Below are 15,273 nucleotides of genomic sequence, written 5' to 3'. Positions count from 1 at the left end.
CCGACGGCGGTACCTACCGCACGACATGACCTCGTATCAGTCGCGACTCGGTGAAGGCGAGGGCATCGCCGAGGAGTTGGCCGAATCACAGCGGGCCATCTCCATCGCCGAGTTCTTCGAGAAGAACAAGCACATGCTGGGCTTCGACTCGGAGGCCCGGGCGCTGGTCACCGCCGTCAAGGAGGCGGTGGACAACGCGCTCGACGCCTGCGAGGAAGCCGGCATCAAGCCCGACATCTACGTCGAGATACAGGAGGCCGGCGACTACTACAAACTGGTCGTCGAGGACAACGGCCCCGGCATCACGAAAGAGCAGTTGCCGAAGATTTTCGGGAAGCTACTGTACGGCTCTCGGTTCCACGCGCGCGAGCAGAACCGCGGGCAGCAGGGTATCGGTATCTCCGCCGCCGTTCTCTACTCTCAGCTCACCTCCGGGAAGCCCGCGAAGATCACGTCTCGACCGAAGGGGCAGGCAGACGCCCAGTACTTCGAACTCATCGTCGACACCGACACCAACGAACCCGAAATCAGCGTCGACGAGACCACCTCGTGGGAGCGCCCACACGGGACACGCATCGAACTGGAGATGGAGGCCAACATGCGCGCACGCAACAGCCTCCACGACTACATCCAGGACACCGCCGTCGTCAATCCGCACGCCCGCATCGAGTTCGACGAACCCGGTCTCGACGAACCGCTGAAGTTCGAACGCGTCGAGGGCGCACAACTCCCCGACGAGACGGAGGAGATTCGCCCGCACCCCCACGGCGTCGAACTCGGGACGCTCCTGAAGATGCTCGAAGCCACCGATTCGTACTCTATCTCCGGCTTCGTCCAGGAGGAGTTCACCCGCGTCGGCGGGAAGACGGCGGACAGCATCATCGCCAACTTCAACGACCGACACTTCGGCCGTGGGATGGCGTGGAAACCGCCCCAGGTTCAGGAAGACGTCGACGTCGAGACGGCAGTCGAGGACGCCGTCGCCAACAAGGACGCCACCGCGACGGCCGAGTTCGCCGCCGCCGTCAACGAGGCCATCCACGACCGTGACCGCGTCGCCCATCACGAGATAGCGGCTATCGTCGACGAGGCTGCGGAGACAGTCGAGGCGAACCACGACACGACGTTCGGGTCGACGGTCCGGGAGAACGCCGTCGAGGCCGCGTGGCACTGCGTCACCGCCGAGCGGTCCAGTGACCTCTACGAACTGGTCGACGCCGCGACCACCGTCAGAAAAGACGACGCGGCCGTCGAGGGACTGGCGAGCAGACTCGCAGATAAATTCGACGACGGTCATCACCGACTCACCCGGGACGAGTTCCGTGCGTACGTCGACCGCGCCGCTGATATGACCGAAGACCACGACGACGCCACCTTCGGCGAGACGGCCCGCGAGAACGTCGTCGACGAACTGTGGAACGCGGCAGTCCCGATTCCGGACGACCCACCGAACGTCTCCGAAGTCGCCGACGACCGGGACACCGCCAGCCGACTGCTGGAGGCGATGCGCGAGACGGACATCATCGCGCCGCCGACGGACTGTCTGGCTCCCATCGGTGCGGAACTGGTCGAGGAGGGCCTGCGCAAGGAGTTCGACGCGGACTTCTATGCGGCCTCCACGCGCGATGCGTCGGTCCACGGCGGCGACCCGTTCATCGTCGAGGCCGGCATCGCCTACGGCGGCGACCTGCCCGCCGAGGGGAGCGTCGACGTGATGCGCTTTGCCAACCGGGTGCCGCTGGTCTACCAGCGCGGGGCCTGTGCGACCACGGACGTGGTCAAGACCATCAACTGGCGCAACTACAATCTGGACCAGCCCGGCGGCTCTGGCATCCCGAACGGCCCGGCGGTCATCATGGTCCACGTCGCCTCGACGAACGTCCCCTTCACGAGCGAGTCCAAAGACGCCATCGCGAACGTCCCCGAGATGGAAGACGAGATAGAACTCGCTATCCGGGAAGCCGCCCGCGAACTCAAGAGCTACCTCAACAAGCGCCGCTCGCTGCAACAGCGCCGGGAGAAGCAGGACAAACTCGCGACCATCCTCCCGGAGATGGCCGAGAAGTTGACCGAAGTGACCGCAAACGAGGAACTGGACATCGACGACTCGCTGGCCCGTATCATGAACAACGTCCTCGTCGAGCGAGAGGTCGAGGACGGCACCGTTCGACTCGCCGTCGAGAACAACGACGATACGAACGCAGACGTCGACCTGACCGACATCGTCACCGCCGAACCGGAGGTCACCAACGGCGCGACGGTGGTCGAGATGGACGGCGAGTGGTTCGTGAAGTGGTCGCCGACGGTGGCGGCCGGCGAGCGATCGGTCTTAGAGTACAGCGTGGCAGACGACGCCGAATTCACCGTCTCCGTCGACGGTGTCGAGGACGAGAAACTGACGGTGGACGCCTGATATGAGCACTGATAGCGACGATACACCCGACACTGAGGTAGCCCGCGAGAAACTCATCGACCTCGCGGCGGAGTTCTACGACCAGTTCGCCGAGGGCGACGTCCCGACGATGACGATTCCCACCCGGACGAAGTCCAACATCGAGTACGACGAGGACAAGGACGTCTGGGTGTACGGCGACCGTACCTCGACCCGGTCGGCCAAGACCGTCTCCGGTGCCGAGAAACTCCTGAAGGCGACCTACACCATCGACTTCCTCGCAAGGCAACTCGACGAGGACCGTTCGTCTACCCTGCGTGAACTGTACTACCTCTCGGAGTCGTGGGACGTAGAGGAAGCGCAGTTCAACAGTCAAGACGAGTCCAACGACCTCGTCGAGGACTTAGAAATCGTCTCGGACGTCACCCGCGAGGACTTCCACATGCGCCCCGAGGAGTCCGGGGCGACCATCATGGGGCCGCTGAAACTGCGCGAACAGACCCGACGGGGCGAACGCGAGATTCACTGTCAGAAAGACGTCGGCGAAGGCGGCTACCAGATTCCGAACAACCCCGACACCATCGAGTTCTTAGAGAACGACGCCGACTTCGTCCTCTGCGTGGAGACCGGTGGGATGCGGGACCGCCTCGTCGAGAACGGGTTCGACGAGGAGTACAACGTCATCGTCGTCCACCTCAAGGGCCAACCGGCACGGGCGACCCGCCGCATCACGAAGCGACTCCACGACGAACTCGACCTGCCGGTCGTGGTGTTCACTGACGGTGACCCGTGGTCGTATCGCATCTACGGGTCCGTCGCGTACGGCTCTATCAAGTCGGCCCACCTCTCAGAGTATCTGGCGACCCCGGCGGCGCAGTTCGTCGGCATCCGCCCGGAAGACATCGTGGAGTACGACCTGCCGACGGACCCGCTCAGCGACTCTGACATCAACGCGTTAGAGTCCGAACTGGAGGACCCGCGCTTCCAGACCGAGTTCTGGAAAGAACAGATCGAACTCCAGCTAGACATCGGGAAGAAGGCCGAACAGCAGGCGCTCGCCTCGCGCGGCCTCGACTTCGTCACCGACACCTACCTGCCCGAGCGACTGAGCGAGATGGACGTCATCTGAGGACCGCTGACACCGTGTGAAACGGAACTGTCAGCCGGTTTCGGAGGGCTCTCGCTCGTCGTCGAACACCGACCGTCCGGACGCGCGGGGCGGCAGGTCGACGCTCGTGCCGAGCAAGTCGGCGAGCGACGGTGCGACGGCGCGGGCGTCGACGGGGTCCCCGACCGACGCCGTCTGTGCAGCGGGCCCACCGAGAGCGAAGAGCCCCATCGTCTCCGGGTCGACGCGCCCGTGGGACCCGCCGACGACAGTGGGGTCGAGCGAGACCATCCCGTCCTCGCCGAGGAACAATTCGCACGGGTCGAACCCCGGTTTGTCGTGGATGTCGACGTCGGTCGCGTACGGCGGGAGTCGGCCGTCAGGCTCCCACCAGTAGTACTGGAACCACGCCGACTCGTCGGCGACGAGGACGAAGTCGCCGGCGTCGGGATGGTCGATACACCGGGCGCTTTTCCCCGCGTCACCGAGGACGACGTCGACGCCGTCGAGCGCTTCGAGTTCCTCCCGAACCTCGGTTCGGATTCGCTGGTCGGCGTACACGTGGGCGACCTGATGGTCTACGACGGCGAACGCGTCGGAGTTCGAGAGGTCGACGTCGCCGTCCTCGCCGACAGTCAGATGTCCCTCCCGGGCCAGTCGTCTGTTCGGGAACACGGGGCTGTCGACGTCGTGAAAGCCGTACTCGCTCAGGACGGCGACCGCCGTCTCCGCCCATCGGTCGGTCGCTCGGAGGTCGGCGAGGAACGACCCGACCATCTCGTCCACCGTTTCGACGGCCGCAGTCAGCTCGGTGGAGGACGGGCCGTGACGCTGTGCATCGTAGTCCAGATGGGGGAGATACACCCAGAGCAAGTCCGGGTCGTACCGGTCGACGGCCTCGGTGGCGGCCGTCAGTATCCACTCGCTGCTCTCAGCGTTCGCTCCGGGTCCCCAGTAGCGATGCAGAGGGAAGTGACCATGCTCTGCTTCGAGCGCGTCGTAGAACCCGTCGGGATTCGTCCAGCAGTTCATCTCCAGCATGTCGTTGTTCTCGTCCTCGATAGGCGAGGGCGTCACGGCGACGTCCGCGTTCGTCCCGACGAGGTGCTGGAAGAACAGGACGCCAGTCGTCGCGCCGGCGTCGCTGGCCGACTCCCAGAGCCGTGTCCGGTCACCCCGCTCCCGACCCCAGAACGTCACCGTGTCGCGCTCGCGGTCGTAGCGACCGTTCGCCACGTCGCCGTGGTCGGCGGGAGAAAGCCCGGTTCCGAGCGTCGTCTGACTCGTGACGGTGACGGCCGGGAACGGCGGACGGAGACGAGCGGTGGAGGGGGCGTCCGGGCCGCCGACGAGTCGGCTGATGTTCGGTGCAGCATCGAGATGAGACGGCTGGAGACCGACCACGTCCAGTACGATGACTCGACCGGCCGCCGTGGAGGCAGTCACGACAGAACCCCTCCGTCGACGACCGATAGTACCGCGATAGTCGCTCCGGTCGATTCGACGGAGTGTCGGCCACAGCGGGCCCTGATGACGGTCTCGTGCATACTGTATAGAACGTCGGTACCGTCGGGTGAGCGTTGCTTAGTTAGTGTGTCTATTCTGTAAGTAGATGGGTCGTAGACGGGGAATAACTTCGTGTGGGTGTGCCGTCTCGCCCAGCGATGCGAATCATCGACCCACACATGCACATGGTCTCGCGCTCGACCGACGACTACGAGCGCGCCAGACGAGCGGGCGTCGAGTGCTGTATCGAACCGGCGTTCTGGAGCGGGCAGGACAAGCACAACGCCGGTGCCTTCTTCGACTACTTCGAACAGATAATCGGACACGAGACCCGGCGGGCGGACCGCGTGGCCGGCATCGACCACTACGTCACCATCGGCCTCGAACCGAAGGAAGCCAACTACCGAGAGATGGCCGAAACGGTCCTCGAACGCCTGCCCGAGTATCTCGACCGTGACCCGGTCGTCGGCGTCGGCGAAATCGGCCTCGATCAGGACACCGCCGACGAGGAGTGGGCGTTCCGGAAGCAACTCCGAATCGCCGACGAGCGCGAACTGCCCGTCATCGTCCACACGCCACACGAGAACAAGCCCGACGGGACGCGCCGAATCGTCGACATGATAGAAGACGAGGGCGTCACGCAGGAGCGAATCATCATCGACCACAACACGGAGCGAACCATCGACACCGCCCTCGAAACCGACTGTTGGCTCGGCTTCACGCTCTACCCCGGGAAGATAGCGATCGACGACGCTATCGACCTGCTCGAAGCGTACGGGACCGAGAAGATGATACTCAACAGCGCGGCCGACTGGGACCCGTCCGACCCGCTCGCGGTCCCGAAGGCCCGCGACGCGATGCTCGACCGGGGGTGGGACCGCGAGACGGTCCGACGGGTCGTCTTCGAGAACCCCTACGAGTTCTTCGACCAATCGCCGAACTTCGAGTACGCCCGTTAACATGCAGTTCGGATTCTCTACCAACGCGTTCCGCGACTACAGTTTGCCCGACGCCATCGACCACATCGGGGCCGCCGGCTACGACGGCGTCGAGTTGCTGTTCGACGAACCGCACCTCTATCCGGAGACCACGACCGAGGCCGACCTCGCCGCGGTTCGGGCCGCACTCGCCGACGCAGATGTCGCCGTCAGCAACGCGAACGCGTTCATGCTGACCGCAATCGAGGGGTTCCACCACCCGTCGTTCGTCGAACCCGACGAGGCGTACCGACGGCGGCGGGTCGACTACACGCACGACGCACTAAAACTCGCGGCGGCGCTCGACGTCGACACGGCGTCCATCGAGCCCGGCGGCCCGATACCGGACGGCAAATCACGCGAGTGGGCCGAAGACCGGTTCGTCGAAGGGCTCCGCGAACTGGCCGAGACGGCGGCAGACGTCGGCGTCGACGTGCTGGTCGAACCGGAACCCGACCTGCTCGTCGAGACGAGTGGGCAGTTCCTCGACCTGTTGGACCGAGTCGACTCCGACAGGGTCGGCTGTAACTTCGACGCCGGACACCTCTTCTGCGTGGGTGAGGACCCGTCGACGGCGCTGGAAGAGCTGCTTCCCTACGTCGAACACGTCCACATAGAGGACATCCCGGCCGACCGCAGTCACGAACACACGCAACTGGGCGACGGAGCGATGGACATCGACGGGTTCCTCGAAGCCCTCGAAGCGAGCGGGTACGACGGGTTCGTGACCGTGGAACTGTACCCCTACGGCGAGACGCCGGTCGCCACGGCCGAGGACGCGATGGCGTATCTGGAAGCCCACGGATGGGCCTGACGGTCGGTCCGACTACAGACTCGATGCGGGAGCGAGTGCTGGCGTACGCCGCGCTCGTCCGGCTACCGAACGTGTTCACCGCTCCGCCGGACGTGCTTGCGGGCGCGGCACTCGTCGCAGTGATGGGAGCGACGGCCGGTCCCGTCGAGGTCGGTGGACTGGCGCTGGCCTCGGCCTTCGTGTACGCTGGCGGAACCACGTTGAACGACTACTTCGACGCGAACATCGACGCCGTCGAGCGGCCGGAACGACCGATTCCTGCAGGGCTGGTCTCTCGACGGCGAGCGGTGGTGCTCGGTGTGACACTCCTCGGGTGTGGCGTAGCCGTCGCACTGGTGGCTGGTGGCCCCCAGTCGAGCGTCGCGGCGGGAACGCTCGCGGCCCTCGTCGTGGTCTACGACGGGGTGGCGAAGGGGACGCCACTCGGGTGGGGCGTCATGGGGCTGACCCGGGGTGCGAACGTGATTCTCGGGACGACGGTCGGGAGCGGCGTTCTCTCGGACGGATGGTGGGTGGTCACGGTTCCCCTCGGCGCCACGGGGTACGTCGCCGCGGTGACGTGGATGGCCGACGACGAGGCCCACGGCACGGACCGGACCGCGGTCGCCGCCGTCGCGGGCCTCGCCGCGGTGTTGGCCGTGGTCCCACCGGCCATCACGGTCGTCGCGGGGCGCGACGTAGTCCTGACGACGGTCGCCGCGGGCCTCGGCGTCGGCTTCCTCGCCTTCGTCGGCCCGCTACTCTTGGCGGCGTACCGCAGGCCGACGGCGTCTCGCGTCGGGCCCGCAGTCGGACGGTCGGTCCTCGGACTCGCGGTCGTGCAAGCCGCGGTTGCGACGGTCGCCGGTCTCGCGTGGACTGCGGCCGCGCTCGGGTGCTTCGTCGTCGCCCGGTTGTTGGCCGGCGCGTTCGACGTCTCGTAGCCACCTGTAAAGCGGTACTAACGAGTGGTACGCGATTGGTAACTATACGGAGATAGGCGTGACGGGCGGTATGGTCACTCTCGCGTTCTCGACGAACGCCTACACCGAACACTCGCTGTTGGAGGCCGCGGAACGCATCGCAGGACACGGATACGCTGGCGTCGAGATACTGGGCGACGAGCCCCACGCGTACTTTCCGTCGCTCGACACGCGGGAGACGGACCGAATCGCGACGGCGCTCGCCGACATCGGCATCGCGGTGGCGAACGTCAACGCGAACACGGCGATGGGGTACTACGACGACGCGCCACCGACGCCGTTCTTCGAACCGAGCGTGATTCGCGCGGACGATTTCGCTCGTCGGTGGCGCATCGAGTACACCAAGTGTGCAGTCGACCTCGCCGCAGCGGCGGGAGCGCCGGCTATCAGTCTCACGAGCGGCCAACCGGTGCCCGGGACACAGCCAGCGGCGGCCAGGCGACTCCTCCACGAATCCCTCCGGGAGATACTCGAATACGCCGACTGGAAGGGCGTCGACGTCGGCATCGAGTACGAACCTGACCTCCTCGTGGGCGACACCGACGACGTACTCGAACTCATAGCGGAAGTCGGCCACGACCGACTGGGCGTCAACCTCGACGTGGGCCACGCCGCCGTCAGTGGCGAAGACGTGCCCACGGCGATTCGCCGGGCGGCGGGTCACATCACGGGTGTTCACCTCGAAGACATCGTCGGCGGCCGTGGCGGGACGCACTACCACCGAATCCCGGGGGATGGCGACCTCGACTTCAGAGCGATATTCGACGCGTTCGACGACGTCGGGTACGACGGCTACGCCACACTGGAGCTGTACACGTACCCCGACGAACCGGATCGGGCCGCACGGGAGTCCTACGAGGCGCTCGTTCGGTATCTGTAACCGACGGCAGAGCCCTATCGGTCCAGCACGACCGGGACGCGCCTGCTCGCGACGTCGGCGGCGAAGGCCTCGTCGTCGGCCTCCAGCGCCTCGAACGTGTTGTAGTGCATCGGGAGGACGAGGTCAGGGTCCATCGCCTCGGCCAGTTCGGCCGCCTCGTGCCGGTCCATCGTGAAGCTCTGGGAGATAGAGGGAACGAACAGGGAGACGTCCAGTTCGGCGTGACCCGCCAGCACGTCCGTGTCGCCGGTCCAGAACACCCGGGTGTCGTCGAGTGCGAGCAGGAAGCCACAGCCGATACCCTTCGGGTGAATCGGTTCGCCGTCCGCGCCGACGTTCGGGCCGTCCGCGTGGTTGTACGCCGGCACTGTCCAGATAGGGACGCCGTCGACGAAGAGTTCGTCCTCCATGCTCACCTTGCGGACCTCGTAGTCGAGGTCAGAGAGTCGGTCGAGGTCGCGGTCGGTAGCGTGGACGTTGATGCCCTCGAACGCCACGACGGTGGCGTCGTCGGCCGCGACCCGACGGATGCCGTCCGGGTCGTAGTGGTGGACGTGCGTGACACAGACCACGTCGCCGTCTTTCGGCGCGTAGTCTCTCGTCTCGGGGTGGCCGACGCCCGGCGTATCGGGTTCCCACTCGCCGGTCAGCACGCCGTACCGGCCGGGGTCGAGGTAGACGACTGTGTCGTCGCCTTCGAGTCTGAGCGTGGCGTAGCCGAGCCATTCGGCCGTGATGCCGTCGTGTCGGATAGTCATGTGCCGGGATAGCGCTACCGACGTGATACGACTGTCGGTCAGCGCTGGTCTCACGCCGTCACGCGTTCTCGGCGAGGCGTTCGACCCGTGAGAGCGAGTCGGCGTCGGCCGGCGTCTTGTCCTCACGAACCGCCAGAAAGCGCGGGAAGCGAAGCGCGTAGCCCGAGTCGTACGTCGTCGAGGTCTGTATCTCTTCGTAGCCCACCTCGAAGACGATTTCGGGAGCGATTGCGACGCTTCGCCCGTCCTCGGCGGTGACGTGGGGTTCGAGGCGGGCGGTCAGGTCGTCGAGTTCCGCGTCCGTGATGCCGGTGGCGACGTTGCCGACCTGCGCGTAGCCGTCGTCGGTGCGCACCGACAGTTCGAACGTCCCGAGGACGTTCGCTCGACGGCCCTCTCCCCACTCGGCCCCGGTCACCACACAGTCGAGCGTCTCGACGTCGGGTTTGCGTTTCCGCCAGTTCTTCCCGCGCTTGCCCGGGGTGTAGGCCGCATCGGGATCTTTCAACATGATGCCCTCGTGGCCGGCTTCGAGTGCGTCGGCCTCCACCTCGCCGATTTCGTCGGCATCCGTCGAGAGCCACAGGTCCGAGACGACGCCGTCGTCGAACAGGGCGGCGAGGCGGTCGTGTCGCTCGCGGAGCGACGCGTCGAGCAAGTCCTCGCCGTCGACGTGCAGACAGTCGAACAGGTGGAGGCGGACGGTGACGTCTTCGCGGGTCGCCGCCACGTCGTGTTTCCGCCGGAACCGCCGCAACACCTCCTGAAACGGGAGCGGAGCGCCGTCGTCGGCCACCGCGACCACCTCGCCGTCGAGGATGGCAGGCACGTCGAGTGCATCCTCGACGGTGGCCACGACTTCGGGAAGCGGGTCGGTCACGTCCTCCATGTTCCGCGAGAAGAGGCGGGCGGCTTCGCCGTCGTAGTGGACCTGCACGCGAGCGCCGTCGTACTTCCACTCGACGGCCACGTCGTCCCAGTCCTCCAGCGCCCCGGTGACGGTGCCGGCCTGTGCGAGCATCGCCTGCACCGGACGGCCGACTTCGAGGTCGATTGCGTCGAGCCCCGTCTCGCCCTCGTCGCGGGCCACCTCGGCGACGTAGCCGTAGTCGTTCGACACCTGTAACGCGCGTTCGACGACGTCGACCGGCACGTCGAACGCCGCGGCCACGGCGTCCCGAACCGTCCCGTCGCCGACGCCGATGCGCATCTCCGAGAGGACGAGTCGAGCGAGATAGCGGGCTTCGTCGGGGTCACAGCGGTTGAACAGGCCAAAGAGGACGTCGACCTTCGTCTCCTGACTGCCGTCGCCGGCGACGGCGGCGAGGTCGGTCAGTTCGCGTGCCACCTCGGCCACGGTGAGCGCGTCGGCCCCGCCACCGCCGAACGCCGCCAGTCCTCGCTGGCCGCCGAAGTCGTAGCTCGCGGCCACGTCGCCGATTTCTCCCCGTTCTGCGAGTCGCGCCTCCACGTCGTCGGCGCTCACGTTCCGGCCGGCGGCGCGGGCGATCGCCTCGTAGCAGAGGCGTGGCCCGATGTCGAGGGTCGTCGACTCGTGAGCTGGGAACACGCGGCCCTGTACGAACCGGGCCAGCGTCGCGAGGTCGTCCCCGGCGTCGGCAAGCAAGTCGGTGACGCACTCGGTGATGGCGGTGTCGGCACTCTCGGCTTCGATAGTCGCGGCGCGGTCGGCGAAGGCGGCGAACTCCATCGGCCACCTCTACCCGATAGGTGACCGTAAAGCCAGCGTCACCGGAGTTCGACTTCGATAGCGACGGTGTTTTGCTGTCCGGGCGCGGGGTAGGGGGCGTCGGGTCCGCCGGGGGTACCGAAGTCGTAGTCGAACAGTCCGTTGCCGTTCGTGTCTTGGTGGACGACGAGGACGACGGTCCGGCCGGACGCGGGCGGGTCGTCTACCTGAATCGCCACGTCACGGTGCGTCCCGGGTTCGAGGTACGGAGACACCCCGATGACCTCGCCGTCGGCGTCGTAGGCGTGGACGACGACGAACCCGCCGGAGGAGAGCGAGGCGGAGTCGACCGTCAGTTCGCCGCTCTGTACCGTCGGCTGGTCCACCGTCAGCGACGCGACGGGCGAGGAGAGCAGAACGAACGCGACGTAGGCGACACCCAGCAAGACCGCGGCGTGTTTCGCCCCGTCCTTGAGCGTGCCCTCGCCCAGTTGGCCGCCGATGAATCCGGTCAGGACGGCCTGGATGAGCGCGGTGTGGAAAAAGACCAGCGTGTACGCGGCCTTGTCTATCTGCCCGAGGCGAGCGAACTGGTCGGTTCCCACGCCCAGTCTGTTCCCGGACGGCGGCGTCGGCACCGACGACGGGAGCGCTGGGACCAGCACCTCCTGGACGGCGACGATGATGACGAGGAAGACGAGAAAGGAGACGTAGATGACCACAAGATAGGTGAGCATCTGCTGGCGTCGACGGTTCCGAAGCCGCCGGTCCGCCCGGGACTGAGTCGCGGCGATACGCAGGACTGGCCCCAGTTGCCCGGACGCTCGCATCGCGTTCGTCAGCAGCGTCACGACGCGGGTGACAGACACCGTCCGGATGCGACGACCGAACCGAACGAGTGCGTCGTCGACGTTCGCGCCCATCTGGATGTCCGCCCAGATGCGGTCGATTTCCGGCGAGAGGACGCCGACGTCGCTGCCGCGCACCCTGCGGATGCTCTCTACGAACGTCATCCCCGCTTCGTTGAGGCTCGCGAGGCGTTCCAGTAGCTCCGGCGTCGCGTCCTCGATACGTCGGATGCGCCGGGAGTACAACGTCCGAACGACGGCAAAGGAACCGAGTACGAGCAACACCGATTGTACCACGAGGTCGTCCAGCAACCGGACGTTGACGACGCTCGTCTGGAATGCGACGGGGGCGCGAACGGCGAAGCTGACCACGGCCACCGGCACCGCGATGTACAGCACGTGCGTCGGGTTCCAGAGGAGGGTCTGGGTCGGCGAGCGAAGTACCCGCCTGACCGACCGGAGTCGGTCGTGGAACTGGAGGCGGCCCCAGTTCTGGTCCGTCCCGGGGACGACGCCCCCGTCGGTCAGTCCGGTCCGGTCCCGTGGTGCCGCCGGGCGACCGAGCGTCGCCGTCTGCTCGCGGTCGAGGACGTCGGTGTTCCCACCGTCGCCGATACCGAGGGCGTCGAGGGTCTGGCTCAGGTACACCATGAATCCGACGTTCGCGAGCGGGATGGCGAGATACGCGAGCATCTGGAGGAACCCGAGCGTGTCGGAGGTCGTCAGGCCGAACACGAGCAGAATGGTGATGAGGAACAGCACCCCGGCGACGAATATCGTCACGTACGCCTCGGCGATGGTCGCGAGCGATTCCAGCAGGTCGGCCTGCCGTTCGGCGGCCTCCTCGTGGTGACGCTCGTACTGGTTTCGGAGGAACGTCGAGAGCGACTGGCCGCTCTGGAGGACACTCGAGAGGTTCTCCGCGAACGTCTCGAACCGGTCGCTCGGCGTCCGGTTGGACATCCGCTCGATGGCCGATATCATGTCCCGGCCGAAGATATCCATCTCGCGGACGGCGACGGCCATCTCACGGGCCGTGTCCCCGTATATCTCGTCGTTCCGGGCGAGTAACCCCATCACTTCGGGGAACGCGATGCCACCCCGCGAGAGCGCGTACATGAACGCGATGGTCCGGGTCATCCCCTCGTCGATGTTCCGCTGTCGCACCTCGGCGGTGTTCTTCGGGAGTTCCCAGCGAAGGGTGTAGGTCAGCGCGGCGGCCAGGACGCCGCCAGCGACGCCGCTGCCGATGAGAACCAACAGCGTCTGATTCGAGGTGAGGACGAGTTCGAACCCGCGGATGCCGAACGCAGCGACCATCGTCGGCGGCAAGCCCATGAGCAGGTCGACGATGGCCGGGACGGCGAGCAAGAATCCACCGACGGTGTACGCCCCGACGACGGCGCCGCCGATGGCGGCTAGCCCAGTGTACAGGAACGTCCGGGCGGCGTATCCCCGGTACGTCTGGCCGATGTACGCCGCCTCCAACTGGCGTTCGCGCTCGGTCGAGACGGTCACGTACCGTCCGAAAAGCCGTCGCGAGAGGCGCGTCAGACGCCGGTCGACCCCATCGTCGACCGACGCGAGGCCGACGATACCGAGGATGCCGACGACGACGGCAAGCGGTGCCAATCCCAGCGGGTTCAGCGCCATGTTAGGCCGTCACGTCGGTCCCGATTCGGGCCAGCACCTCGTCCTTGTCGGCGTAGTACTTGTTGACCATCGCGGTAAATCGCCGGTAGTCGGAGACGCCCTGCTCGTGGAGGTATCGGAGGAAGCGCTTGCGGTCGTTCATCTCCCGGAGCAGTTCCGACTGGTTCCACCCGCGTTCCTGCCGGATCTCATCGAGGAGTTCGCTGTTGCGTTCGGCGAAACGGTCCTCGGTGGCCTGCCACGAGTAACTCGTCGAGTAGTCGAGTTCGCCGGTCCGCTGGTCGATGCCCTCTATCTCGGCGAGCGTCTTCGCACGGCGGACGCGTTCGTCACCCGACCGGGCCAGCACCTGCACACAGAGGATGTCGAGGCTCTGGACCATCGGCCGCGGGACGTTGATCGGTTCGTTTTCCAGCCTGTTGATGACGGTCTGGACGGAGTCGGCGTGCATCGTCGAAAACGTCGTGTGGCCGGTGTTCATCGCCTGAAACAGCGTGATGGCCTCCTCCCCGCGCACCTCGCCGACGATGATGTACTCCGGGCGGTGTCGGAGCGCAGAGCGCAGGAGGTCGTACATCGTGATGTCGGACTCGTCGAGACGCTCGCGAGTCACCGAGGAGAGCCAGTTGTCGTGGTACAGCGACAGTTCGCGGGTGTCCTCGATGGTCAGCACTTTCGAGCGCGGCGGGACGAACATCGCCAGCGCGTTCATCGAGGTGGTCTTGCCGGCCGCGGTCCCCCCGGCGAAGATGAGCGACTTGTTGGACTCGATAGCCAGCCAGAGGTACGCGAGCATCTCCAGCGAGAAGGTGCCATACTCCAGCAGGTCGATGGGCGTGAACGGTTCGTCGGCGTACTTCCGGATAGTGAACGCGGACCCGCGCGGGGTCACCTCCTGTCCCAGCGCGAGTTCGATACGCGACCCGTCGGGCAGCGTCGTCGAGACGACGGGGTCGGAGACGGAGACGTGCTGGCCTGAGCGCTGTGCCAACTGGATGACGAAGTCGTCCAGTTCCCCCCCGTCGTAGACGATGTTCGTCTCGATGTCGGTGTAGCCGTCGTGGTAGACGAAGATGGGGAGATCCGGCCCGTCACAGGAGATGTCCTCGATGTTGGGGTCGTGCATCAGCGGGTCGATGTGCCCGTACCCCTGAAAGGACCGATAGAGGTAGTAAAACAGGCGGTAGAACGTCTCGGCTTCGACGACGACGCCGTACTCTTCGAGTCGGTTACGCAACTCTTCTCCGAGTGCCCGTTCGGGGTCGCTGTCGACGTCGTTCCGGTAGATGAGCGGCCCCCTGATGTCTTCGAAGAGTCGGTCGAGCAGTTCCCGCTCGATATCTGTCAGCGACGGTTCGACGACGTGATAGCGGTGTTCGTCGTTGTCGGGGTCGTAGTTGATAGAGACGAACGCGAACGGCGCGTTGAGCCAGTAGCGCTCTAACTCCTCGAGCCCGTCCAGCCCGTCGAAGCTCACGAGCGACCCGTGTCGACCGGGGTCGTAGTTCGACTCGGGGACGGCAGCGCCGGAGAGAATCGTCGCGGTTCGAGAGAGCCACGACTGGACGTGGCCCAGTGGGTCCTTGACGACGTCGCCGGGGTCGGGAGTCTCGGGGTTAGACATCAGTGGTGAGAGACCGCACGCAGTCGCGATTTACGTGCCATAGTGTGGCCACCTACTTAAA

The 15,273-nt window shown here is 66.0% G+C and carries 11 protein-coding genes; 6 read left to right on the top strand and 5 right to left on the bottom strand.

The window, feature by feature from the left end; translation table 11 throughout:
* Positions 1-25: 25 nt before the first annotated feature.
* Both IEY28_RS03555 and IEY28_RS03550 read left to right on the top strand, forming a co-directional pair.
* Entirely contained in the window at positions 26-2,413 is a 2,388-nt protein-coding gene (locus IEY28_RS03555) for a DNA topoisomerase VI subunit B (RefSeq protein ID WP_188994573.1), read from the top strand.
* A 1-nt stretch (position 2,414) separates the two neighbouring features.
* Positions 2,415-3,521, top strand: coding sequence for a DNA topoisomerase IV subunit A (locus IEY28_RS03550; protein WP_188994571.1), 1,107 nt, complete (start codon positions 2,415-2,417; stop codon positions 3,519-3,521).
* 30 nt (positions 3,522-3,551) lie between these two features.
* Here the strand turns inward: IEY28_RS03550 and IEY28_RS03545 are convergent, their stop codons facing one another.
* The gene (locus tag IEY28_RS03545) at positions 3,552-4,946 is read right to left on the bottom strand and encodes an alkaline phosphatase family protein (protein WP_220639371.1); all 1,395 of its coding nucleotides are present in this window, start codon (positions 4,944-4,946) and stop codon (positions 3,552-3,554) included.
* Between the two features lie 218 nt (positions 4,947-5,164).
* Here IEY28_RS03545 and IEY28_RS03540 point away from each other — a divergent pair, with 218 nt between their 5' ends.
* The 4 genes from IEY28_RS03540 (at position 5,165) to IEY28_RS03525 (ending at position 8,639) form a co-directional block, all read left to right on the top strand.
* A complete protein-coding gene (locus IEY28_RS03540) occupies positions 5,165-5,965 on the top strand; it encodes a TatD family hydrolase (protein ID WP_188994569.1) in 801 nt (266 codons plus the stop codon).
* A 1-nt stretch (position 5,966) separates the two neighbouring features.
* Positions 5,967-6,797 carry a sugar phosphate isomerase/epimerase family protein gene (locus tag IEY28_RS03535; RefSeq protein WP_188994567.1) on the top strand — a complete coding sequence of 277 codons (831 nt, stop codon included), beginning with the start codon at positions 5,967-5,969 and terminating at the stop codon, positions 6,795-6,797.
* Positions 6,788-7,720: a UbiA family prenyltransferase gene (locus IEY28_RS03530; protein WP_188994565.1), complete on the top strand. Its 933-nt coding sequence runs from the start codon at positions 6,788-6,790 to the stop codon at positions 7,718-7,720. The genes IEY28_RS03535 and IEY28_RS03530 overlap by 10 nt, the downstream gene beginning before the upstream one ends.
* 70 nt (positions 7,721-7,790) lie before the next feature.
* Positions 7,791-8,639 carry a sugar phosphate isomerase/epimerase family protein gene (locus IEY28_RS03525; RefSeq protein WP_188994563.1) on the top strand — a complete coding sequence of 283 codons (849 nt, stop codon included), beginning with the start codon at positions 7,791-7,793 and terminating at the stop codon, positions 8,637-8,639.
* Between the two features lie 14 nt (positions 8,640-8,653).
* Here IEY28_RS03525 and IEY28_RS03520 read toward each other — a convergent pair whose 3' ends face one another.
* From IEY28_RS03520 to IEY28_RS03505, 4 genes are read right to left on the bottom strand one after another with little or no spacing between them, the layout of a single operon-like run.
* Positions 8,654-9,397 (bottom strand): MBL fold metallo-hydrolase, encoded by a 744-nt coding sequence (locus IEY28_RS03520; protein WP_188994561.1) that lies wholly within the window; start codon positions 9,395-9,397, stop codon positions 8,654-8,656.
* Positions 9,398-9,455: 58 nt separating this feature from the next.
* Entirely contained in the window at positions 9,456-11,108 is a 1,653-nt protein-coding gene (gene ligA, locus IEY28_RS03515; RefSeq protein ID WP_188994559.1) for an ATP-dependent DNA ligase LigA, read from the bottom strand.
* A gap of 38 nt (positions 11,109-11,146) precedes the next feature.
* Complete coding sequence (locus IEY28_RS03510; protein WP_188994557.1) at positions 11,147-13,588, bottom strand: type II secretion system F family protein; 2,442 nt, start codon at positions 13,586-13,588, stop codon at positions 11,147-11,149.
* 1 nt (position 13,589) lies between these two features.
* Positions 13,590-15,212: a type II/IV secretion system ATPase subunit gene (locus IEY28_RS03505; RefSeq protein ID WP_188994555.1), complete on the bottom strand. Its 1,623-nt coding sequence runs from the start codon at positions 15,210-15,212 to the stop codon at positions 13,590-13,592.
* Positions 15,213-15,273 lie beyond the last annotated feature (61 nt).

Source organism: Haloarcula pellucida, assembly GCF_014647235.1.
Taxonomy (GTDB): Archaea; Halobacteriota; Halobacteria; order Halobacteriales; family Haloarculaceae; genus Haloarcula; species Haloarcula pellucida.
The sequence above is the reverse complement of the archived record's forward strand: the minus strand, read 5'-3'. Positions and strand labels throughout refer to the sequence as shown.

Coding starts and splice junctions, on each gene's coding strand:
- IEY28_RS03555 (WP_188994573.1), top strand. CDS start 26: ATGACCTCGTATCAGTCGCGACTCGGTGAAGGCGAGGGCATCGCCGAG.
- IEY28_RS03550 (WP_188994571.1), top strand. CDS start 2,415: ATGAGCACTGATAGCGACGATACACCCGACACTGAGGTAGCCCGCGAG.
- IEY28_RS03540 (WP_188994569.1), top strand. CDS start 5,165: ATGCGAATCATCGACCCACACATGCACATGGTCTCGCGCTCGACCGAC.
- IEY28_RS03535 (WP_188994567.1), top strand. CDS start 5,967: ATGCAGTTCGGATTCTCTACCAACGCGTTCCGCGACTACAGTTTGCCC.
- IEY28_RS03530 (WP_188994565.1), top strand. CDS start 6,788: ATGGGCCTGACGGTCGGTCCGACTACAGACTCGATGCGGGAGCGAGTG.
- IEY28_RS03525 (WP_188994563.1), top strand. CDS start 7,791: ATGGTCACTCTCGCGTTCTCGACGAACGCCTACACCGAACACTCGCTG.
- IEY28_RS03520 (WP_188994561.1), bottom strand. CDS start 9,397: ATGACTATCCGACACGACGGCATCACGGCCGAATGGCTCGGCTACGCC.
- ligA (WP_188994559.1), bottom strand. CDS start 11,108: ATGGAGTTCGCCGCCTTCGCCGACCGCGCCGCGACTATCGAAGCCGAG.
- IEY28_RS03510 (WP_188994557.1), bottom strand. CDS start 13,588: ATGGCGCTGAACCCGCTGGGATTGGCACCGCTTGCCGTCGTCGTCGGC.
- IEY28_RS03505 (WP_188994555.1), bottom strand. CDS start 15,212: ATGTCTAACCCCGAGACTCCCGACCCCGGCGACGTCGTCAAGGACCCA.